The following is a 22,109-nucleotide window of genomic DNA, read 5'->3' on the forward strand; positions in this document are numbered from 1 at the left end:
ATGACACATGAATCCGACCACGAAGCAGACGATCATTTTCACGACGAATGCGGCGTGTTTGGCATTTATGGCCGCCCCGACGCAGCATCGTTTACAACCCTTGGTCTGCATGCACTTCAGCATCGCGGCCAAGAAGCTGCTGGCATTGTTACTCACGACAACGGCCAATTCCACATTGAGCGCCATGTCGGGCTCATTGGTGATACTTTCACCAAGCCTTCTGTGATTGAACGCCTGCCGGGCGATAAATCAATCGGGCACACGCGCTACGCCACCACCGGCGATTCATCGCTGCGCAATATTCAACCGCTTTTTGCCGAACTTGATGGCGGCGGCTTAGCTGTTGCTCACAATGGCAACATTACGAACGCGCTAACCGTGCAACGCGAATTGCAGCGCAAAGGCGCGATTTTCTCTTCAACGTCAGATACAGAGACCATTCTGCATCTTGTCGCGATGAGCCAGAAACAAGATATTCTCTCTAAATTCCAAGAAGCTATTGTGCAGCTTGAAGGCGCATTTTCACTGGTTGCACTGACAGCCAAGAAGCTTATTGGTTGCCGCGATCCGCTGGGTATTCGTCCGCTTGTTCTTGGTGATTTAGACGGTTCATGGATACTCGCTTCAGAGACATGTGCGCTCGATATTATGGGTGCACGGTTTGTACGTGATGTAAAACCTGGTGAATTGGTCTGCATCACCGACAAAGGCATTGAGAGCTATTTCCCCTTCAAAGTTGAAGAGGACGTCAAGCCGCGCTTTTGTATCTTTGAATATGTTTATTTTGCGCGCCCTGACAGCAATATCGAAGGCCGCAATGTGTATGATGTACGCAAGCAAATCGGTGTCGAGCTTGCCATTGAAGAACCTTGTAATGCCGATATCGTTGTCCCTGTACCCGATAGCGGTGTGCCTGCGGCCATTGGCTTTGCGCAAGGCGCTAATATACCGTTCGAACTTGGCATTATCCGCAACCATTATGTTGGCCGCACATTTATTCAGCCAACCGATGCCATTCGCCATATGGGCGTGAAGCTTAAGCACAATGCAAACCCGTTTGTCCTAGAGGGCAAAAGTGTTGTGCTGGTTGATGATAGTATCGTTCGCGGCACAACATCTAAAAAGATCGTACAGATGGTTCGCGAAGCCGGTGCGCGTGAAGTGCATATGCGTATTGCTTCTCCGCCCACCATGTCTCCATGTTTTTACGGTGTCGATACACCGGAGAAATCCAAGCTTCTTGCATCGCGTATGAGCATTGAGGAAATGGCCGAATTCATTCGTGTCGATTCGCTTGCGTTCTTATCCATTGACGGGCTTTACCGCGCCGTTGGCGAAGCAAATCGCAATGCGGACGTGCCGCAATTCTGTGATGCTTGCTTTACGAACCAGTACCCTACCCGCTTGCTCGACCATGATGGTCCAGACAATGTGCGTAAATTATCGCTGCTCGCAAATAATAATTGATCGGTGCTTTCATGAGTCTTGTCAAACCTGATTTATCGGGCCGTTTGGCCTTAGTTACAGGCGCGTCGCGCGGTATTGGTTACCAGCTTGCGCTTCAACTGGCTGAAGCGGGTGCAGAAGTTATTGCCGTTGCACGCACCGTTGGCGGGCTTGAAGAACTTGATGACAGCATCAAGGAAAAAGGCGGCAAATGCACTTTGGTGCCGCTCGATCTGAAAGACCTTGAAGGTATTGACCGTTTGGGCGGTGTGATTGCCGAGCGTTGGGGCAAGCTAGATATTCTCGTTGCCAATGCGGGTGTGCTTGGCACGATTTCTCCTGTTGGCCACGTTAAGGCCAAAACATTTGACGAATTGATGACGGTCAACCTCAATAGTGTGTGGCGTTTAATTCGCACCACGGACCCGCTATTGCGCCTGTCTGACGCTGGACGTGCAATCTTGCTATCATCAAGCGTTGCACATTCCGCCCGCGCCTATTGGGGGCCATATGCTGCCTCTAAAGCTGCTGTAGAAGTTTTGGGGCGCACATGGGCAGCTGAAGCTGAAAAAACACCATTGCGCGTCAACAATGTTAATCCTGGCGCGACGCGCACCCATATGCGTGCACAAGCGATGCCTGGTGAAAAAGCCGAAGATTTGCCGACAGCGCAGGAAACCGCGTCAAAAATCATTGGTTTGGCGTCACCGGAGCTTACTCAAACTGGCATGTTATGGGACGTTCCCACACAAAGCTGGCTGAACTATAATCTGCCGTCTTAGACACTTACCGTATTCTTTTTGATTTGCCTTAACGCTGCACATCGCTCGATATGCAGCGCTTAAACTTTAGCTGTCAGATTTCTCGATCTGCTCTGCGTGCTCTGCGGCATGCTTTCGCCCATCTTTGCGATACATATGCACCGAGTACGGCAAGAAGGCCAAATAGGCACATGCCGATAGCGTAAGCGTTGTCCAAGTGAAGTTTGCCAATGCGGCAACATATAAAACTACAATCAACATCATCGGCATAACTGCGGATCGTGCGATACCGCCGACCGTTTTCGCGCTCCAAACCGGTAGGTTTGAGACCATCAGAAAACCAATAATGATGGTGTAAACGGAAACGAATGAGGCTGTGATCCAATCCGCTGGAAGCCCTAAAAACCCAATATAAACAGGCAGTAAAACCAATAGTGCGGCGGCTGGTGCAGGTATGCCAGTAAAGTAAGCCTTTTGCCATTTAGGGCGCGCATGATCGCCCAATGTTATATTAAATCGTGCAAGGCGTAATGCGGCCGCGATCACATAGATCAGTGCGGCAATCCAGCCAAATTGTTTGGTTTCATCAAGCACATAAATATAGAGAATCAATGCAGGAACGCAGCCAAAATTGACCACATCGGCAAGCGAATCCATTTCAGCGCCAAACTTTGACGATGCTTTTAAAAGACGCGCTATGCGGCCATCTAATCCGTCGAGCAAAGCGGCTACGAGCATAAGCCCGATAGCGGCTTCAAAACGCTGTTCAAACGCCATGCGGACTGCCGATAGGCCTGCACATATAGCAAGCACGGTTACAATATTCGGCACTAAATAACGCAGCGGGATTTCACGCAAGCGCTTGTGTTGATTGTCTTTGTACTTATCTGGACCATCCGGCTCAAACGGCGGAAAGGCATCATCCATCGACATCTATCATCAACCTTTGCGCGTTACGCGCAGTTTATACTCACTGCCAAAACCAGCCAGAACCGTTTCTCCGGCAATCGCATTTTGACCAACAGCAACCTGCGGCACAGCGGATTTCGGCAAATAAATATCAAGTCTTGATCCAAATCGAATGATGCCGAAACGTTCACCGGCAGCGATCTGCTCACCTTCATTGGCAAAACATAAAATGCGCCGTGCAATCAAACCAGCAACCTGCACTGTTGCGATCTGGCCGTGCGGGCTTTCGATCACCAAACCATTGCGCTCATTTTCGCGGCTCGCCTTATCAAGATCAGCATTAAGAAATTTGCCGGGCTTATAAGCAATTTTGGAAATCTCTCCGCGAACTGGCGCACGATTAACATGAACTGAAAAGACATTCATGAAAACAGAAATACGGGTCCACTCGTCGTCGCCTAATCCTAGTTCTTCTGGCGGCACAACCGGACCAATTGCTGACACAACACCGTCCGCTGGGCTGACGACAATATCATCGTCGAGCGGCGTGGTGCGCTCTGGGTCCCTAAAGAAATAGGTGCACCAAGCGGTAAGCACGAGACCGACAAAAAACAACGGCTCCCAGATCATGCCCAGCACAATCGTCACCAAGGCAAATATGCCAATAAACGGCCAGCCTTCTTTGTGAATTGGAACAAAGACTTTTTGAATACTGTCTACCAGACTCATTTTTTAACGCTCTAACGGTTTCGTTTATTTCATGTAATACAGACGCCGTGCAGCGTCAGTTTTCGAATATGGCTCAGCTATCGCTTGTTTTTTTGCGTAACACAACACCGAGTTCATCGGTCTCCTGCGCTTTACGCAAGCGTTGTTCTGCTTCGGTCGCTTCCATCTGGCGCTCCCACATTTTAGCATAAAGGCCGTCTTTAAGCGTCATCAACTCGGCATGACGGCCTCGCTCTGCGATCAAACCATCACGTAGAACTATGATTTCATCACATTTGATGACTGTGGACAACCGGTGCGCAATGACCAGCGTGGTGCGGCCTTTTGAAACTTCATCCAGTGAATCCTGAATTTCCTGTTCGGTTGCCGTATCAAGCGCAGACGTTGCTTCGTCCAAAATAAGAACTGGCGGCGCTTTTAGAATTGTTCGCGCAATCGCTACACGTTGCTTTTCTCCGCCCGAAAGCTTCAAACCACGTTCACCCACCATTGCATCAAAGCCTTCTGGCACGGTGCGAATGAAATTGCCGATTTGAGCGAGTTCAGCTGCCTTGAGAACCTCTTCTTGGCTCGCATCAGGCCGACCGTAACGAATATTGTACGCCAGCGTATCGTTAAATAGCACAGTGTCTTGCGGCACCATGCCAATGGCGGCGCGCAGGGATTTTTGCGTTACATTGCGAATGTCGTGCCCATCAATGGTGATCGCGCCGCTTTGAACATCATAAAATCGGAACAGCAATCTGGATAGAGTTGATTTACCGGCCCCAGAAGGACCAACAATCGCAACGGATTTCCCCGCAGGCACTTCAAATGAAATGCCCTTTAAGATGGGACGGTTTGCATCATATGCGAAATGAACATCTTCAAATTTTATTGTACCGTCTTTAATGACTAAAGGCTCGGCATCGGGTGCATCTTCTACTTCAGCAGAAACATCGAGCAGATCGAACATCTGTTCAATATCAGTCAGGCCTTGTCTAATTTCGCGGTAAATAAAGCCGATGAAATTGAGCGGAATGGAGAGCTGCATCAACATTGCGTTGATGAATACAAAGTCACCAATTGTGCGCTCGCCTGCAATGACAGCGCTGGCTGACATCCACATCATGACGAGCATGCCGATACCAAAGATGACGCCCTGCCCGAAGTTTAACCAGCCGAGCGATGTCCAAACACGTGTTGCAGAACGCTCATAGCTGGCCATAGATTTGTCGAAGCGTTCAGCTTCCATTTCTTCATTGCCAAAATATTTGACCGTTTCAAAATTAAGCAGTGAGTCGATGGCTTTGGAATTGGCATCCGTGTCGGAGTCATTCATGTCGCGCCGGATTTGAATACGCCAATCCGATGCGATGATTGTGAACCATGAATAGCCAAAAACAGTAAAGGCCGTTACGGCAACATATTCCCAGCCATAGCTAAAACCGAAGATCGCTGCGACAAGCGCAAATTCTAATATTGTCGGCAACGTATTGAGGATCGTGAAGCGAACAATTGCCTCAATGCCCTTTGTTCCGCGCTCAATAATGCGCGACAACCCGCCGGTGCGCCGCTCGAGATGAAACCGAAGCGAAAGGCGGTGCATGTGCTTGAATGTTTTATGGGCAAGCTGGCGCACCGCATACTGACCAACGGATGCAAAAAGCGCATCACGCAATTGCTGAAAGCCCACATTGACGACACGGAAAACATTATAAGCGATCACCAACATAACGGGCCCAAGCAAAATGGCTGGAACCCAGCTATCGACGGGGAAATCCAACTCACCGTTGAGCGCATCGGTTGCCCATTTGAAGCTGTAGGGAACCAGCATCAAAATGAGTTTAGAAATGACCAAATAAAACGCAGCCCATAGAACACGTCGTTTGAGATCAGGACGATCCGTTGGCCACATATAAGGCCACAGATTCGCTATCGTTTTGAACGTGCCGCTATTATCGGTCGTTACCGTTTTATCTGCCAAGAGAAAATGCCTTTAGTCATGTAAATTGGTGCAGCAAAAATCTACTGCTCGAATAATTTGGGTATGTGCGCACTCAAAGCAAGGCGTGCTTCACATGATTTTATTTGTCAGTCGCTTTAGAGGCTTCTTCGTTTTCTGGTAATGCGAAGATCTGCCCTGGCCAAATCTTGTCAGGGTTTTCAATTTGATCCTCATTGGCTTTGTAGATCGTTGTATATTTTATTCCGCGTCCATATACGCGCTTTGAAATATGCCACAGCGTATCCCCACGGCGAATAATGACGGATGTACCAACTGGTTTCAAACGTTCATTCACATTACCCGTTGCTTGGACTTCAAGTGGCGCTTCATCCGCAATAACGACTTGAACGCCATCTTTTTCAGTCTCAGGCGTCATGTCATCGGCACTTTTCGTTTCAACCATTGCGCCCTTTGGGCTTGCTTCGGATGCATTGCTCATCTCGCTACTCGGCGCCTGATCATCGTCACCTGCTGCGGTCTCTACAGGCATGGATGGCGCGGTGCCAGCAAGCGCTTGGGGAACAGCAACAGCGGCGAGTTTTTCGCCTTCTGAACGGGTAAATGGCACTGCGGCACGGGCAACGACATCAAAACCGTTTTTGCTCAACCTGTCTGCACGAATAACATAATCACCGATTGGCAGATCGCGATTGGCTTCGACGAGAAAGCGCCCATCACTATTTGCTAAATCTTCGCCCAATATGATCTCATTGGCGTAAACCCGAATACGTGCGCCAGCATCGGTTGCGCCAGCCACAAAAACTTTTGCGCCATCAATTTCAACAGCTTCAATGCGAACCACTTCGCCTGCTTTTTGCTGAGGCGCTGCCTCTTCTGATTGCATCGTAGTTTTTACTTCTGCAGGCTCTTTAATTGACGCTGCCGTTTTTTCGGCTTCATTGTCTTTGACAATTTCATCATCTGTTTTGGGTTCAGCCTGTACTGGAGCTTCAACCACTTGCAATGATTGCCCTCCTTCCGATTTTGTAATCAACCTTGATGGCGCGCCCGGTGCTTCAACCAAAGCTAAAACGTCAGTGCTGCCTTTTTCGGGAATTGAGACAATCGCCGTTTCAAGCGATGTTGCGACAGTGCCATCGTCTTGTGTGGCGCGCAGCACAATTGTATAATCGCCTTGCTTTAGCGGCTCATCAAGCGTGGCTACAAACTCACCTCGGTCGTTTGATTTTGTAATCGCCAGGGATTTGGACCCTGCTATGATTTCCACATCAGCGTTACTGGCTGCAATACCAGCGATTACCATGTCGCCATTGGGTTCAACACGCAGAATATCGAATGTCGGCACAATATTTTCTGAAGCGGTTTCAACAGGTGCTGCGGGCTCAGCATTGGTTTGTTCAGCTTGCGGCGCTGCAGCGACTTCCTCAGGCGTGTCAGCACTTGGTGAGGCTTCTTCGCTCTCAGTAGCAACCGAAACATCATTCGCCTCTGGCAAAATTTCAGCTAGCGCTGTGCTTTCCTCAGCTTCGGGTGCAGCGGTTCTATCGCTTTTTGGTGAAGCGTTTGATTCGCTTTCTGGCGTTTCAGTTGATGTGGCAACCGACTTAAATGGTTCTAGCAATTTGTTAGGATCGCCCAGATAACCAGAAGCGACCAGTCCGGTGATCCCGACCACGCCTGCAAATAGCCAAACGCCAATGCTTTCCTTGCCCATGTAACTGCCCTAACTTATTATTTGCTGCGAACAATCGCGCATTTATTCATTAAATGTCTATCCTTTAAAGGCGCAAATCGCAATTGCCTCAACAATATCAGAGGCCTTGACCGTGAAAGGTCTCTAAGACAAAACACGGCATGAAAAAAATTAGCTCCATTTGCGTCTATTGCGGCTCGTCACCCGGTGTCGACAGTAGCTTTGAAGCCGCCGCCCGAAAGCTCGGCAAGTCTATGGCCGAACGTGACATTCGCCTTGTCTATGGCGGTGGCACACATGGTTTAATGGGTGCTGTTGCAGGCGGTGTCATGGAAAATGGCGGCAAAGTCACCGGTATTATTCCTGAATTTTTGATGCGCCAAGAACGCACGCCCGATGCGATGGATCAGATTGATGATTTCATCGTGACGCAAGACATGCATACGCGCAAACAGCTTATGTTTGAACGTGCCGATGCATTTATTACTCTCCCGGGCGGTATTGGCACTTTGGAAGAAGTTGTTGAGATGATGACATGGGCACAGCTTGGCCGTCACAACAAACCCATTGCGCTTGCCAACTTGAGCGGTTTTTGGAACCCATTTATAACTTTGATTGACCATATGGCCGAGGGCGGTTTCCTACATTCGCAAAATAAAATCAAACCGCTTTTGATTGATAATATCGATGCGATTGTGCCTGCAATCATTGAGGCAGCCGCTGCAAAAGAAACGGCTGCAAATTAAGATTGAACGGTATTTACTTGGAAGCTTTAAACAGTGACCACGTATAAAGCGCGAGCCCCATCCAGATAAAGCCAAATGCGATGGCCTGAATGCTTGAGAACGGCTCGCCAAAAACGAACACAGCCGTTAGAAAGATCATCGTTGGTGCAATATATTGCAAAATACCCATCGTGGTATAGCGCAACTGTTTTGCACCAAATGCATATAGAATCAGCGGGATCGCTGTCACTGGGCCTGCAAAGATCAACAGCCCCATATCGCCAAATCCGGTTTGGCCAAAATGCCCCTCACCGCTTGCGGTAATCCACGCAATGACAATCATTGCAGGGATCGCGAGGATAATAACTTCCAGCAAAAAGCCTTGTGTGGGGCCAATGGGCAGTGTTTTGCGCAAATAGCCGTAAATACCAAACGAGCAGGCAAGCGCCAAGGAGACCCAAGGCAAACCGCCTGCGCCAAAGGTGAGAATACCAACAGCAATAACAGCACATGCAACGGCGGCCATTTGGAGCCTTGTAAAGCGCTCACCAAGCAAAACCACGCCCAACAATACGTTGATCAACGGGTTGATGTAATAACCAAGAGCGCCTTCAATTGCGCGGCCTTCCGCGATAGCCCAGACATATATACCCCAGTTTATGGAGATTAATGCGGCTGTTATGCATGCCATAATCAAAGTGCGCGGACTTTTAAGCGCGGCCACCAGATCGTCGGTACGTTTAAGCCATAGGACAATGATTCCAGCGACGGGTATCGACCACAATACGCGGTGCGCAACGACCTCAACAGCGGGCATATGCCCGACCATCTTCATGTAGAGAGGCAAAAAGCCCCAAAGAACATAGGCACTTATGGAAAAAGCAAAGCCTGCGAGGGGTTCTCGTGGTTGCTTGTTCGTCTCATGGGGAAAGGTTGGTCGCATTTAATTGCCATATCCAATTTTGTGCCATTATGCATGACAAAAATTGACATGGTTTCAAAACAAATGTCGATCACAGCTTTACGAAACGAGCCGCCCTATTCCGCTGCGGCCACACCGGCCGTGCCTCTGTTCTTCATAAGCTTGAAATTAATTGAATCCATGAGCGCGACAAAGGAAGCGTCGATAATATTATCGCTGACGCCAACGGTCCACCAGCGCTTGCCGGTAACATCGGTCGATTCAATTAAAACACGGGTTATCGCCTCGGTGCCGCCGTTTAAGATGCGCACCTTATAATCCACCAGTTCCAAGTCCTGAATTTCGGCCTGATATTTGCCAAGATCCTTGCGCATTGCCAAATCCAGTGCATTCACCGGTCCATGGCCTTCGGACACGCTCATATGTTGGATGCCATCAACCGTCACTTTAACAACGCCTTCGGACACGGTAATCATCTGCCCTGTAGCGTTATGGCGCCGTTCAACGCCAATTCGGTAGCTATCAACCGTAAAGAAAGTTGGCACTTCGCCCAATGTGCGCCGCGCCAAAAGCTCAAAACTGGCATCAGCACCTTCATAGGAATAGCCCGATGCTTCGCGCTCTTTGACGATGGAAATGAGCGTATCAAGGCGCGAATCGTCTTTGCTCACATGGATGCCGCGGCGCGCCAGAACATTGAGGAAGTTCGACTTACCGCCTTGGTCAGAAACCATCACGCGGCGTGTGTTGCCAATCTTATCTGGCTCGACATGTTCGTATGTGGCCGGCTCTTTTAACAGCGCAGATGCATGAATACCGGCTTTTGTGGCAAAAGCTGACGCGCCAACATAGGGCGATTGACTTGCCGGAGCACGGTTAAGCAACTCGTCAAATGAGCGCGACAAATGCGTCAGCTCACTGAGTTTGTCCTGTGTGATCGCGGTTTCAAAACGCTCCGACCATTTGTCTTTTAATGCCAGCGTGGCAATTAAAGTCACAAGATTTGCATTACCGCAGCGTTCGCCCAGCCCATTCAGCGTTCCTTGAATTTGGCGCACACCTGCATCCACAGCTGCCAATGAGTTTGCTACGGCCTGCTCGGTATCATTATGGGCATGTATGCCCAATTTGTCGCCGTCGATGCCTGCAGCAGTGACCGCTTTTACGATGCTGTAGATCTCGCTTGGCTGTGTGCCGCCATTTGTGTCACACAGCACTATCCAGCGCGCACCTGCCTCATAGGCTGCTTTAGCGCAGGAAATCGCATATTCAGGATTGGCTTTATAACCGTCAAAGAAGTGTTCGCAGTCGATATAGGCTTCTTTGCCAGCGTTAAGGGTTGCCTCAACAGACTGCGTAATATTGTCGATATTCTCTTCATTGGTGCAACCAAGCGCAACGCGAACATGATAGTCCCAAGCCTTTGCAACAAAGCAAACTGCATCGGAATTTGAGGCAATAAGCGCGGCCAATCCGGGGTCATTTGACGCTGAAACGCCTGCCCGTTTGGTCATGCCGAAAGCAACAAATTTAGCCTTTTGCGTGCGTTTTTTGGCAAAAAAGTCCGTATCTGTTGGGTTTGCACCCGGATAGCCGCCTTCGATATAATCAATACCAAATGCATCAAGCATGTTGGCAACATTGATTTTGTCTTCAACGGAAAAATCGACACCCGGCGTCTGCTGACCATCGCGCAGGGTTGTATCGAAAAGATAGATACGTTGTTTGTTGTCTGCACTATGCGTCATTGAACTGTCTTGCCTGCGAAACGATCTGTTGCTCGGATGAGTTGGTCCAAAATGCCTGGTTCTGAAAATGCGTGTCCTGAACCCTCGATCAAGTGAAAATCGGCTTTTGGCCATGCCTTATGCAATTCCCACGCAATACGCGCCGGACATGGCATGTCATAGCGGCCATGAACAATCACGCCATCAATATCGGCTAGTTTATGTGCATCACGCAGCAATTGGCCTTCATCTAACCAGCCGCCATGCACGAAAAAGTGGTTTTCAATACGCGCAAACGCCAAAGAAAATTGGTCTTCGTGGAATTTGTCGCTGGTTGACGGTTCCGGCAAAAGCGTAATTGTTTCGCCTTCCCACGCGCTCCACGCTTTTGCGGCAGCAAGCTGTTCTTCGCGATTATCGCCGACGAGGCGCTTGCGATAAGCCTGCATCATTTCACCGCGTTCAGCTTGTGGAATTGGCGCGCAGAAGCGCTCCCATTTTTCGGGGAACATTTCTGAAACGCCGAATTGATAATACCAATCCAATTCAGCGCGGGTGAGTGTGTAAATGCCGCGTACAACGAGTTCGCTCACGCGGTCTGTATGTTTTTCAGCATAAGCAAGCGCCAAGGTTGAGCCCCATGAGCCACCGAAGACGAGCCACTTATCAACGCCGATCATTTCTCTGAAACGCTCAATGTCGGCAACCAAATGCCATGTGGTGTTGTTTTCAAGCGATGCAAAAGGTGTGGATTTTCCGCAGCCGCGCTGGTCGAATAAAATCACATCATAAAGCGCTGGATCAAACAGCCTTCTATGAACAGGGCCAAAGCCGCCGCCCGGACCGCCATGAAGAAAGACTGCAGGCTTTGCGCCCTTGGTGCCCACGCGCTCCCAATAGATCGAATGGCCGTCTTCTGTTTCTAAATAACCACTGTCGAAAGGCTCTAGCTCTGGATAGAGTGTACGTAAATCGCTCATCATTTTTCCGCCTTGTGACATACTGCTTCAATATTGTTGCCTTCAGGATCGAGCACGAAAGCACCGTAATAATTTTCATGATAATGCGCCCGTATTCCAGGCGCGCCATTGTCTGAACCACCAGCCTTGAGCGCTGCCTCATAAAAGGCATCGACAGCTGCGCGGGTGGGCGCTGCAAAAGCAAAATGCACAGGTGGTTTTTGTGCCTCGCCCTCGCTGAGCCAGAATTGAGGGCGCTGCGTACCATAGCCGACAACACGTTTTCCATCGGTAAATTCTATTGGCACTTCGGCAAGCATTAAGATGCTAAGAGGCGCAAATGCCTGATCATAAAATGAAACCGCTTTGCTGATGTCTGCTGCGCTTATGCCTGAATGATCAATCATGTTTTGCCCTCACCTTGCTGATGAATCTAGTAAATCAGGATGAGAATGAGTGCAATGCAGCTTGTCGCTACTTCTGCGGCCAATCCTTGGTATCGTGATCGGGGTGCTGATTGGAGACAACGCCTGCGTTCCATTGTGCATTTTCTTCAAGCTGCATCGGCTCGACTTCCGGCAGTTCAAAGAGCCCAATAGTGGCACTGCATCTTTGTGAAAAATTCACCTGAACTTGCGGCGGCGCCATAGACGGGTCGTCCAATGTTCCGATTGCAAGCTCCATCCCGCCTTCAAACTCGTAAGTCAGCGGCGTTCCGCAATTGCCGCAAAACCCGCGCCAATTGCGGTTTGAAGAATGAAAGTGCTTTGGCTTTCCGCGCGTCCAAACGACATTATTTGCCGAGACAAATGGCGCGAAAAAACTACCGAATGCTTTTTGGCACATTCGGCAATGACAGATGGATGCTCGCCCTAAACTATCGGCTTGATACCGCACGGCACCACATTGGCATCCACCTGTAATTTTCATGTCACGCCTCTATCGTTTGATTTCCCATGTCGTCACGCGTTCGCCAGTTTCTGAGTCTTTTGAATCCTTTAGCTGGATTCCTTGAGATAGGAGTTTATCACGAATACGGTCTGCCTCGGCAAAGTTTTTATCGGCGAAGAAGGCAAGGCGTTCCGTGATTAAAGCGTGCTGTTCACTGGTAAGCTCTTCTTTCTGCCGAAGATCAAAACCAAGCAGCGAGAAAACTCGGACTAGAGTACGACGAGTATCATGAGTATACTCATATTTATCATTTTTTGTAGGCAAATCAGCGCCTTGAAATCCTGTACTGATAGCAGTAATTGATGCTTGCGCTCGGGCGATTACACTCCGAATATCCAAGTCTTCACCTAGCGGCCTCAAAAAGAATTGAAAATTTCGGTACTCTTTTCGAGTATCTTTAAAGTTCAAATCTTTATTTCTGTAATACTTAATGACGTCCTCATCTGCCCCATCCGGTGCATCACCATAAAAGCACTCAACCACACTACGCCATTTCGTAATTGTCTTTTCCGCCTCAACTAAGCGACTAATAGAAAAATCAATTGGCTCGCGGTAATGCGTCATCAGCATCGCAAGGCGCAACACTTCGCCTGGCCATTTGCGACCGCCGAATTTTTCCGTGTGCAGCAATTCATGGATCGTCACAAAATTGCCGACAGACTTCGACATTTTTTTACCTTCAACCTGAAGGTAGCCATTATGCATCCAGATATTGGCCATTTTTTGCGTGCCGTGCGCACAGCAGCTTTGGGCAATTTCATTTTCGTGGTGCGGGAAGATTAGATCTAAACCGCCGCCATGAATATCGAATGTTTCGCCAAGATAGGCTGCGCTCATCGCAGAACATTCGATATGCCAGCCCGGGCGACCATGAATAATTTCGCCGTTAAACGTCGCATCCCAGCCCGGTTCATTTGCGCTCGACTCTTTCCATAGAACAAAGTCGCCTGCGTTTTTCTTATGGTCTTTGGCTTCGATGCGTGCGCCCGCTTGCTGGTCTTCAAGCTTACGGTTTGACAATGCGCCATAGTTATCCATCGAAGTCACATCAAAAAGCACTTCGCGCCCCTCGCCGCCCGTTGCGATATAGGCATGGTTTTTATCAAGGAGATTTTGAATAAGCGTTGCCATGTCTGATTTACCATCAGCGCGCGGCAATACAAATTCTGTTGCGCGTGGCTCAATCGTTGGCGGCAAACAGCCAAGCGCTTCCACATCTTTGTGAAACTGGTTTGCGGTTTTTTCCGTAACGTTGCGAATGGCTTCATTGAGCGGCAAATCAGGAAAATCGCGCAGCGCACGCGCGTTAATCTTGTCGTCAACATCGGTGATATTGCGCACATATGTTACGTGCTTCTCGCCGTAAATATGACGCAGCAAACGGTATAGCACATCGAACACGATAACCGGACGCGCATTACCAATATGCGCATAATCATAGACCGTTGGACCACAGACATACATGCGCACATTCTTGGCATCGATTGGCTCAAATGTTTCTTTGCTGCGTGTGAGCGTATTATGTAGGCGCAAGTCCATAAATTGATTCCAGTGTTCTATTGTTCGCGGATGATGCATAGCGAATAAAATGTCAGGCTTTGAATAGCATTGATTGGAAATGCTTCAAGCATCACGCATCAATCAAGCCTATATTCTAGGATAAATATTGCAAAATATGCTTCTCAATTCCAGAATTATTAATTTTTTTATCCGTGTTTACCAATTAACAAAAAAAGTTAACCACCTCCCTAGGCAGTGCGTATTTTTAGGGTTACCAAAGGTCATCCCGCGTAAGCGGGAGCCAGGTATCCAGCGATGAGTTTGCGCCCCATTTTCATCGCTAAGTTATTTTCCCTCGGACCAGGGGAGGTATCAATCGGATACCTGGTCTTTATTCTCATCTTCAAAATAGTGAGCCTTGGGAATCGTCGATTGGCTTGGGCTTTTTCTTTTGTGTAAAATCTTTTGGCGTGACCTGTTTATGGTTTTCAGGGCTGATATTCGAAACTTTATTGACCAAATCTGAAACGGCAATTGCTTCAAAGAAATCTTCATCCGGCGCACGCAATAAATCTGCGATGTGCCGCGGTTCTTGCGTTCGGCAATCAAGCCAGCGCTTAAAGTCTGTCTCTGCTATCGCAATCGGCATACGGTGATGAATGGCTTGGAATTGTTTATTAGAAGGCGCGGTTAAAAACGCAGCCGTATCAATTTCCGCACCGTCTTTATTCATGTAAGTTTCGGCCAATCCGGCAAAGCCAATCAGTTCGCCATTTTTTGGCCGGACCCAATAGGCCTGACTTTGGCCCGTTTCCTTATCGCGTTGCCACTCATAAAATCCTGATGCCGGTATCAATATACGCCGATGCCGCATGGCATTGCGAAAGGATGCTTTTGTTGCAGCCGTTTCACTGCGTGCATTTATAAGCAGCGGAAAGTCGCTTGGATCTTTTACCCAGCTTGGCAAAAGCCCCCACCGCATTAATAGCGCATCTTGCTCTGGTAAATTTGAACCTGCCATGCGTGGCAAGCCTGCCGATATCGTCATGATGGGCTGTGTCGGTGCAATATTATAGCGCGGCGGAAAATCCTCGACGCCCGCCACGGAAAACAAATTTTCCAGCGCGTCAGAGCTATGGATGAGTGAAAAGCGTCCACACATAAGTTTTCAATCCGTAATCATTTGCTACCGCGCCAAGCGCAACCAAAACCAAGCCAAAGCATTTTCACAGTACAGCTACAAAGGAGACGAACCATGAAACGCTTATTACCAACTATGGCAGCTGCCGCTGCAATGCTAGCCGTTGCTGCTTGTTCCGAAGATGGCGTCACGCAAACAGGTGCAGACACAACCAACCCTACGATCGAGCAAGAAAGCACTGGCGCAATCGATAACAACACAGCTGATGACATTCAGATCAAGCCTGCGCCGGATACCGAAGTCGCGCCTGAAGAACCGTCAACGATGCTGCAGTAATCTCATAAACGCCCTAACAGCAAGATATGGCCTCCCCTAGCCATATCCTACTGCCCAAAGCCAATGGTGCTCCCATCACCATTGGCTTTTTATTTGCGCTCATATGCTTGTGACAGACACCCAACATTGGAAAAAAGATTAGCAGGGTATAGAATCTCATAGATTATCAATGTTTCAGATTGTCGGTTCAATTATATGAGTGAAAAAATCCCGCAGCTTGCCGTCTCAATTGCCGTTCGGCATGCCGACAATGGTTCGTTTTTATTGGTGCGCCGTGGACGTGCTCCTTCAAAAAACCAATGGGCATTTGCAGGCGGGCGTGTTGAATTTGGAGAAACCTTAGTGGCGGCAACGGCGCGCGAATTGCATGAAGAAACAGGTTTAACGGCTCAGAACATCGCTTTCTTTGAGCCTGTTGAAATTATCAGCCATGAAGACAGCACCGCATATCATTATGTCTTATGCGTGCACACAGGGTCAGCGCGCGGCACACCGATTGCGGGTGATGACGCTGCTGAAGTGCGCTGGGTACAACTTGAAGATTTTGCCGGACTTGATGTCACGGATTCCACATTAGATTTTGCAAAACGTATCGCGAAACAGCACGCAAGCGATTGAGTTTTAAAGCGTGTAAGCGCAAATATTTGATCTAAAAGTGCAACTATCTCAAAAATAATGCTTTTTTCTGCCTTTATTCCGTGGAACAAGACCCGCACTCAAATTTGGAGGTTTGATCAAAATTGCAACATTTAGTGCATCCAAGCTGGTTTAGGCATATGGCCGCATTTATGTTGGCAATCGCGCTCGGCGTTGCGTCGCCTGTTACGGCCTTGGCGCAAACTGGTGCTGCGCCCTATGACGAGCGTCTATCAAGGCTTTCTGAAGTGCTTGGCTCCATCCATTATTTGCGCAATCTATGCGGTGATGTTTCCAATGATTGGCGCGAACAGATGGAGGCGCTTTTAAAGGTTGAACGCCCTGCCCCGAACCGCCGTGCGCGCTTAATATCAAGCTTTAACAAAGGCTACCGGACTTTCGACAGTGTTTATACGGCCTGTACGCCGCAAGCACTTGAGGCAGTTGACGCTTATATGAGTGAGGGAAAAACACTGGCACTAGAGATTAACAACCGCTATGCGCAGTGACGTTTACCAAGAGTAAATCTAACCGTTCATCGACCGTTACATTAACGTTTTTTGTGTTATTGTGCATTTTAAAGATTAAAGAGTTTGGGCATTTGCCCGTGAGTTAGCGTTATGATTACCGACGAAAAATTAGCAGAACTTGACGAAGTTATCGCCAACGAGAAGCGGGTTGCGGCCCGTGAAGTGCATAATGAAGCTTGGGCGGACGGCATTGTCGAAGGTATTGACGCTGCTATTCTTGCCGAGACAGCGATTGCAACGGCACTCGAAGAAATGATCCGCACTGAAGGCGAAGAAGCGGCTCTGGAATTGGCTGACACGCTTAGAGACCGGATTTTGTCAGGTGAATTTTTGCCATATCGCACGATCCAGTAAATCGAGCGCTCTTTTCTTGCTGCCTGTGTTATCTATTTGCAATGATATAAAATTTTGAGCGACAACACTGAGTGATCACAGTGCGTTTTGAATGAAACTCGGCTACAATTACTTTTCGGCGATATCTACGATTCTCGAACTGGCAAGAATGTGCAAAACACTCTGAAAACCCAAACGATCATTATTCTTATCATCAGTGCGGCTTTATCATTGTCCGCCCTTGGAGCTTTTGCGCAAGAAGGCAGCGGCAAAGCGCCCCCTTCTTTAATGATCCCCCTGCCTGATCCTATTCCAAGAAGTTTCGACCCCAATAATCCTTTGAATTTTGAGCCTGCAGCGGATGAAAACCCTGTCCGCAATCCGGCGCAATCTCAAACAGGTTTTGGCGACGCCGATCAAAAGATTGAAATTCTGTACGACGTTGAAGAATTGCCATTCGCCGTTCGCCGCATGCGCGAATTAATTATGGATGCAGCGCGCTCGGGCGATCCCGAAAGACTTAGAACCTTGATTGGCAATGGCGCCAACATTACCCGCCTATCGCTCACCGATATTGAAGGCGACCCAATCACTTATCTTCAATCGGTTTCTGGCGATAAAGAAGGCCATGAAATTTTAGCCATATTGCTTGAAGTTATGGAAGCTGGTTTTACGCGGCTTGATGGCGACACGGATAATGAATTGTATGTCTGGCCTTATTTCTACGCTATTCCGCTGCAAGATTTAACACCGCCGCAGCGCGTTGAACTGTTCAAGCTGGTGACTGCCGGAGACTATGAAGACATGGTGTCCTTTGGGGCATATATCTTTTTTCGTGTCGGCATTACACCAGAAGGCCGCTGGCTCTTTTTTGTAGCGGGCGATTAAATCTAATTGCGAAACGCCGCGCTTAATCAGGCCTTTTACCTTGCCGATGTGCGGCGCGCGCCTTAACTAAAAGCCACCTGATTTGCTTAAGGATAATACTGTGCCGAATGTTGTTTTAGACGAACGAACACTCATCACTTTTGATGGCTCCGATGCCACTCATCTTTTGCACAATGTGCTGACCTGCAACATCGAGAGTTTAAATCCAGGCATTGCCCAGATTGGTGCGCTTTTGACACCGCAGGGCAAAATTATGTTTGATTTTCTCATCAGTAAGACTGGCGACAATGTCTATTTAGTTGACATTGAGACAGGCAGCGCCGCGGCATTTATCCAGCGTATGAAAATGTTTCGGCTTCGCTCTAAAGTGGAAATTACTGAATCAACTGAATCACTTGTGAGCATTTCATGGGATGATGATTCAAGCGCCTCAAGTGACGCTTTACGCGACACACGGTTTGCTGACATGGCTGTTTACCGCTCTTATAAATCGGGCATCACCGCAACTGATCGCACTGAGTGGGATGCGCTGCGCATAGAGCAAGGCGTGGCTGAAAGTGGGCTCGACTTTCAATTAGGCGATGCATTTCCGCATGATGTTTCACTGGATCAAAACGGCGGCGTGGATTTTAAAAAAGGCTGTTATATCGGCCAAGAAGTGATCAGCCGCATGCATCACAGAAAGACCGCACGCAGGCGCATACTCATTGCTAAAACAGACACGGATTATGGTGAGGCGACCGATTTGGTTGCGAACGATAAGCCAGTTGGTTCACTGGGTACAAAAATCGGCCAAAGCGCGCTTGCCTTGTGCCGTATTGACCGTGTTAAAGACGCAATCGACAACGGTCATATGATCAAAGCTGGCGATGCAAATGTTGAGCTTTCGATCCCGCCATCCGTCTCTTATTCATGGCCAAGCGAAAGCGATAAAGATGCCTGACCAACAAACGGCACCCAAGCGTGCGTGGCAACGTATGCTCTCAGGCCGCAGGCTTGATCTGCTTGATCCATCGCCAATGGATGTTGAGATTGCCGACATAGCACATGGTCTTGCACGTGTTGCGCGGTGGAATGGACAGACATATGGCAGCCATGCCTTTTCTGTTGCGCAACATTCGCTGCTGGTAGAGCAGATCGTTGAGCGAACAGCTAAGGATGCGACGCCTGCATTATTGCTAACGGCCTTACTGCACGATGCGCCAGAATATGTGATTGGCGACATGATTTCACCGTTCAAACAAGCAATTGGTGCTGGTGGATATCGGGCCGTTGAAAACCGCCTCCAAGCGGCAATAAATTTGCGCTTTGGGTTGGCTGGAAACACACCCGCCAAAACCAAGAAAATAATCAAGCGTGCTGATTATATAGCTGCCTTTTACGAGGCGACACGGCTTGCAGGTTTTGACACGGATGAAGCTGCGACCTATTTTGGCAGACCGGAAAATGTAACGCCAGACGGCCTTGTGCTTGACCCTATGCCAACGGACGAAGCGCAAGCTGCATTTTTGGCCCGCTTTGAAATTTTAGCTGCACAATTTACCCCTAAGAGAAAAAGCTAATGTCTTATTTTGCGGTATGCCCCCTATCCAAGGTCAAGCAAACGGTTGAGGCACATAAAGCAAGCCACGTCTTGACGGTATTGTCGGATGAGCAAGACGTGCCGAAACTGAAGAATATCGCATCTGGCAATCATAAAGCGCTCGGTTTTAATGACATTGCATCACCGCTTGCAGGCCACATCATGCCAGAGGAACAAGATGTGCGCGAAATTATGATGTTCATGCATGGGTGGGATCAAAAAGCGCCAATGTGTATCCATTGCTGGATGGGCGTTTCGCGCGCGACAGCGTCGGCATATATCGGCGTTTTAACGCTGAACCCTGATGTTGATGAAGTAGAGCTTGCCAATGCACTGCGCTGGGCTGCCCCTTTTGCAACGCCCAATCCTGCTATGATTAAGATTGCCGATGACATTATGGGGCGCTCAGGCCGTATGGTCGATGCAATTCGTACAATTGGACGGGGCGCAAATGCCTATGAAGGCACACCTTTTGTCTTTCCTCTTGAGCCAGCTGACCTATATCCAACTCCATAACGGGTATGCATGGCACAATGGAACTTATCCTTTTGTCACCCCGTTGCCGTATGGCAGATTACAAAAAAGAACATTGAGGGCCCAAACGACATGGACGAATTAACGAATAACTTTGCAGAACTCAGCACAGGCATGGAAGCTTTGGTTGCGACTGTCGGCGGTCTGGTCGTCAAATATACCTTTTCCGTTATTGGTGCCATTTTACTATTACTTGTTGGCTTCTTTATTGCTGGTCAGGTTCGAAAAGCTGTCTATTCCGGTATTAAGCGCACAAAAAATGCCGATGAGACACTTGCGCGTTTTATTTCAAAAGTTGCGCGCTATGCCATTCTAGCAATCGTCATCATTATGGTTCTGTCGCAATTTGGTGTGCAGACAGCCTCGATAATCGCTGCACTTGGTGCAGCTGGCCTTGCGATAGGTTTGGCCTTGCAGGGCACGTTGCAGAATGTTGCTGCAGGATTAGTTTTGCTATTTCTGCGCCCTTTCCGCGTGGGTGATTACATCGACTGCGGAAGCTTTGACGGTATTGTTGAAGAAATCGGATTGTTTGCCACTGAATTTAGAACACTGGACGGGCTCTACCGCTTAGCGCCAAATTCCGAGGTATGGGGATCACCGATCACCAATTTCTCACGCTTGCCAATTCGCCGTTTCGACCTTTCTATTGGTATCGGCTATGACGATGACATTGATTTAGCGATGAAAACAATGCGGGACATTATCGACAATAATGCGGACGTATTGACCGATCCTGAACCGTTCTTGTTTGTTGATTCACTTGGTGACAGCGCAGTTGGTGTAACCTGCCGCGTTTGGATAAAAACACCTGTTTGGTATCCAACAACACGTCAGCTCACCAAGGATGCAAAACAGGCATTCGACAAGGCTGGTCTATCAATTCCGTTCCCGCAGCGTGATGTCCATCTTTACAAAGAAGATGCAGCTTAACGGCGGCGACTTAGAACCTAAAAAGAAAGGCACCATATGGTGCCTTTTTATTAGCTTAAAATAATATCGAGCCCGATATCCATCGTCGGCGCAGCCATCGTAATTTTCGAAGTTGAAATGTAATCAACGCCAGTTTCTGCAATCGCTTTGATGGTGTTGATATTCACATTGCCCGATGCTTCGAGCTTTACTGTGCCATTATTATCTTTGCGGTTAATCGCAACTGCTTGCCGCAATTGATCATTCGACATATTGTCGAGCAGAATTACATCCGGCTTTGCTTTTAACGCATCCACCATTTGGTCCAAAGTATCGACTTCGATTTCGATTTTGACCATATGGCCGACATAGGCACGCGCATTTTCTACAGCTTTTGCTACACCGCCGGAGACAGCAATGTGATTGTCTTTAATCAAGATTGCATCGTCGAGGCCATAACGGTGGTTAATGCCGCCGCCGCAGCGAACCGCATATTTTTCAAAACTACGCATACCGGGGATCGTTTTGCGTGTGTCAGCGACCTTCGCGTTGGTGTGTGCAATCTGTGCTGCAAATTTTGATGTGTAAGTTGCAATGCCGCACATATGCATAAGAAAATTAAGCGCCACGCGCTCTGCCGATAGGATCGCACGCGCATTACCGCTGATTGTCGCCAGCGCATCGCCCGGTTTTACAGCATCGCCATCTTTGGCCACAACGTCAAATTTCAGCTCATCATCCATCATGCGAAACGCTGTTTTGGCAAACAGAATACCAGAGACAAACCCATGATCGCGGCTTGCCATGACAGCTGTTGCGCTCGCGCTTGATGCAATCGTCGCATTGGTCGTGATATCACCGGCACGCCCTAAATCTTCTAACAAAGCTGCGCGCACGGCTTCTTCTACCATCAATCTTGGCAGGTGCGGAGAAATGACATGCATCGT

24 protein-coding genes are annotated in these 22,109 nt (G+C 48.7%); 12 read left to right on the forward strand and 12 right to left on the reverse strand.

Annotated elements, in window-relative coordinates; genetic code table 11:
• Both purF and N530_RS0105885 read left to right on the forward strand, forming a co-directional pair.
• On the forward strand, positions 1–1,467 hold the full coding sequence (gene purF / locus N530_RS0105880; RefSeq protein WP_026479935.1) for an amidophosphoribosyltransferase: 1,467 nt from the start codon (positions 1–3) through the stop codon (positions 1,465–1,467).
• An 11-nt stretch (positions 1,468–1,478) separates the two neighbouring features.
• Complete coding sequence (locus N530_RS0105885; RefSeq protein ID WP_026479936.1) at positions 1,479–2,228, forward strand: SDR family NAD(P)-dependent oxidoreductase; 750 nt, start codon at positions 1,479–1,481, stop codon at positions 2,226–2,228.
• A 66-nt stretch (positions 2,229–2,294) separates the two neighbouring features.
• On the opposite strand, the gene pssA is transcribed toward N530_RS0105885, so the two are convergent.
• The 4 genes from pssA to N530_RS17490 all read right to left on the reverse strand — a co-directional run bounded on the left by pssA (position 2,295) and on the right by N530_RS17490 (position 7,507).
• A complete protein-coding gene (gene pssA / locus N530_RS0105890; protein WP_026479937.1) occupies positions 2,295–3,134 on the reverse strand; it encodes a CDP-diacylglycerol--serine O-phosphatidyltransferase in 840 nt (279 codons plus the stop codon).
• Between the two features lie 12 nt (positions 3,135–3,146).
• Entirely contained in the window at positions 3,147–3,845 is a 699-nt protein-coding gene (locus tag N530_RS0105895; protein ID WP_026479938.1) for a phosphatidylserine decarboxylase, read from the reverse strand.
• Between the two features lie 73 nt (positions 3,846–3,918).
• Positions 3,919–5,811, reverse strand: coding sequence for an ABC transporter ATP-binding protein/permease (locus N530_RS0105900; protein ID WP_026479939.1), 1,893 nt, complete (start codon positions 5,809–5,811; stop codon positions 3,919–3,921).
• A gap of 100 nt (positions 5,812–5,911) precedes the next feature.
• Positions 5,912–7,507: a LysM peptidoglycan-binding domain-containing protein gene (locus N530_RS17490; protein WP_051540781.1), complete on the reverse strand. Its 1,596-nt coding sequence runs from the start codon at positions 7,505–7,507 to the stop codon at positions 5,912–5,914.
• Positions 7,508–7,647: 140 nt separating this feature from the next.
• Between N530_RS17490 and N530_RS0105910 the strand changes: the two genes are divergently transcribed.
• Positions 7,648–8,232 carry a TIGR00730 family Rossman fold protein gene (locus N530_RS0105910; protein ID WP_026479940.1) on the forward strand — a complete coding sequence of 195 codons (585 nt, stop codon included), beginning with the start codon at positions 7,648–7,650 and terminating at the stop codon, positions 8,230–8,232.
• Between the two features lie 13 nt (positions 8,233–8,245).
• Here the strand turns inward: N530_RS0105910 and rarD are convergent, their stop codons facing one another.
• From rarD to N530_RS0105945, 7 genes are all read right to left on the reverse strand, one after another.
• Positions 8,246–9,154 (reverse strand): EamA family transporter RarD, encoded by a 909-nt coding sequence (gene rarD, locus N530_RS0105915; RefSeq protein ID WP_051540782.1) that lies wholly within the window; start codon positions 9,152–9,154, stop codon positions 8,246–8,248.
• 95 nt (positions 9,155–9,249) lie between these two features.
• Positions 9,250–10,881, reverse strand: a complete 1,632-nt coding sequence (gene cimA / locus N530_RS0105920; protein WP_026479942.1) for a citramalate synthase — start codon at positions 10,879–10,881, stop codon at positions 9,250–9,252.
• On the reverse strand, positions 10,878–11,843 hold the full coding sequence (gene pip, locus N530_RS0105925; protein ID WP_026479943.1) for a prolyl aminopeptidase: 966 nt from the start codon (positions 11,841–11,843) through the stop codon (positions 10,878–10,880). The genes cimA and pip overlap by 4 nt, the downstream gene beginning before the upstream one ends.
• Entirely contained in the window at positions 11,840–12,226 is a 387-nt protein-coding gene (locus tag N530_RS0105930; RefSeq protein WP_026479944.1) for a VOC family protein, read from the reverse strand. The genes pip and N530_RS0105930 overlap by 4 nt, the downstream gene beginning before the upstream one ends.
• A 67-nt stretch (positions 12,227–12,293) precedes the next feature.
• A complete protein-coding gene (locus N530_RS0105935; RefSeq protein ID WP_026317113.1) occupies positions 12,294–12,749 on the reverse strand; it encodes a GFA family protein in 456 nt (151 codons plus the stop codon).
• Between the two features lie 9 nt (positions 12,750–12,758).
• Complete coding sequence (cysS, locus tag N530_RS0105940) at positions 12,759–14,309, reverse strand: cysteine--tRNA ligase (RefSeq protein ID WP_026479945.1); 1,551 nt, start codon at positions 14,307–14,309, stop codon at positions 12,759–12,761.
• Positions 14,310–14,673: 364 nt separating this feature from the next.
• On the reverse strand, positions 14,674–15,432 hold the full coding sequence (locus tag N530_RS0105945; protein WP_026479946.1) for an SOS response-associated peptidase: 759 nt from the start codon (positions 15,430–15,432) through the stop codon (positions 14,674–14,676).
• A gap of 93 nt (positions 15,433–15,525) precedes the next feature.
• Here N530_RS0105945 and N530_RS0105950 point away from each other — a divergent pair, with 93 nt between their 5' ends.
• The 9 genes from N530_RS0105950 (at position 15,526) to N530_RS17495 (ending at position 21,183) form a co-directional block, all read left to right on the forward strand.
• A complete protein-coding gene (locus N530_RS0105950) occupies positions 15,526–15,747 on the forward strand; it encodes a hypothetical protein (protein WP_026479947.1) in 222 nt (73 codons plus the stop codon).
• 195 nt (positions 15,748–15,942) lie between these two features.
• Complete coding sequence (locus N530_RS0105955) at positions 15,943–16,365, forward strand: NUDIX hydrolase (protein ID WP_026479948.1); 423 nt, start codon at positions 15,943–15,945, stop codon at positions 16,363–16,365.
• A 158-nt stretch (positions 16,366–16,523) separates the two neighbouring features.
• A complete protein-coding gene (locus tag N530_RS0105960; protein ID WP_026479949.1) occupies positions 16,524–16,892 on the forward strand; it encodes a TIGR02301 family protein in 369 nt (122 codons plus the stop codon).
• 111 nt (positions 16,893–17,003) lie between these two features.
• Positions 17,004–17,267, forward strand: a complete 264-nt coding sequence (locus N530_RS0105965; RefSeq protein ID WP_018687457.1) for a hypothetical protein — start codon at positions 17,004–17,006, stop codon at positions 17,265–17,267.
• A gap of 150 nt (positions 17,268–17,417) precedes the next feature.
• Positions 17,418–18,134, forward strand: a complete 717-nt coding sequence (locus tag N530_RS0105970) for a hypothetical protein (RefSeq protein WP_211097845.1) — start codon at positions 17,418–17,420, stop codon at positions 18,132–18,134.
• Positions 18,135–18,234: 100 nt separating this feature from the next.
• A complete protein-coding gene (locus N530_RS0105975; RefSeq protein ID WP_026479951.1) occupies positions 18,235–19,077 on the forward strand; it encodes a folate-binding protein YgfZ in 843 nt (280 codons plus the stop codon).
• Positions 19,064–19,696: a YfbR-like 5'-deoxynucleotidase gene (locus N530_RS0105980; protein WP_371179696.1), complete on the forward strand. Its 633-nt coding sequence runs from the start codon at positions 19,064–19,066 to the stop codon at positions 19,694–19,696. The genes N530_RS0105975 and N530_RS0105980 overlap by 14 nt, the downstream gene beginning before the upstream one ends.
• Positions 19,696–20,232: a tyrosine phosphatase family protein gene (locus N530_RS0105985; protein ID WP_026479953.1), complete on the forward strand. Its 537-nt coding sequence runs from the start codon at positions 19,696–19,698 to the stop codon at positions 20,230–20,232. The genes N530_RS0105980 and N530_RS0105985 overlap by 1 nt, the downstream gene beginning before the upstream one ends.
• Before the next feature lie 9 nt (positions 20,233–20,241).
• A complete protein-coding gene (locus tag N530_RS17495) occupies positions 20,242–21,183 on the forward strand; it encodes a mechanosensitive ion channel family protein (RefSeq protein ID WP_202899023.1) in 942 nt (313 codons plus the stop codon).
• A gap of 50 nt (positions 21,184–21,233) precedes the next feature.
• Here the strand turns inward: N530_RS17495 and nadC are convergent, their stop codons facing one another.
• Positions 21,234–22,106: a carboxylating nicotinate-nucleotide diphosphorylase gene (gene nadC, locus N530_RS0105995; RefSeq protein ID WP_026479954.1), complete on the reverse strand. Its 873-nt coding sequence runs from the start codon at positions 22,104–22,106 to the stop codon at positions 21,234–21,236.
• Positions 22,107–22,109 lie beyond the last annotated feature (3 nt).

The sequence above is a fragment of the Ahrensia sp. 13_GOM-1096m genome, from assembly GCF_000620605.1.
GTDB lineage: Bacteria > Pseudomonadota > Alphaproteobacteria > Rhizobiales > Rhizobiaceae > Ahrensia > Ahrensia kielensis.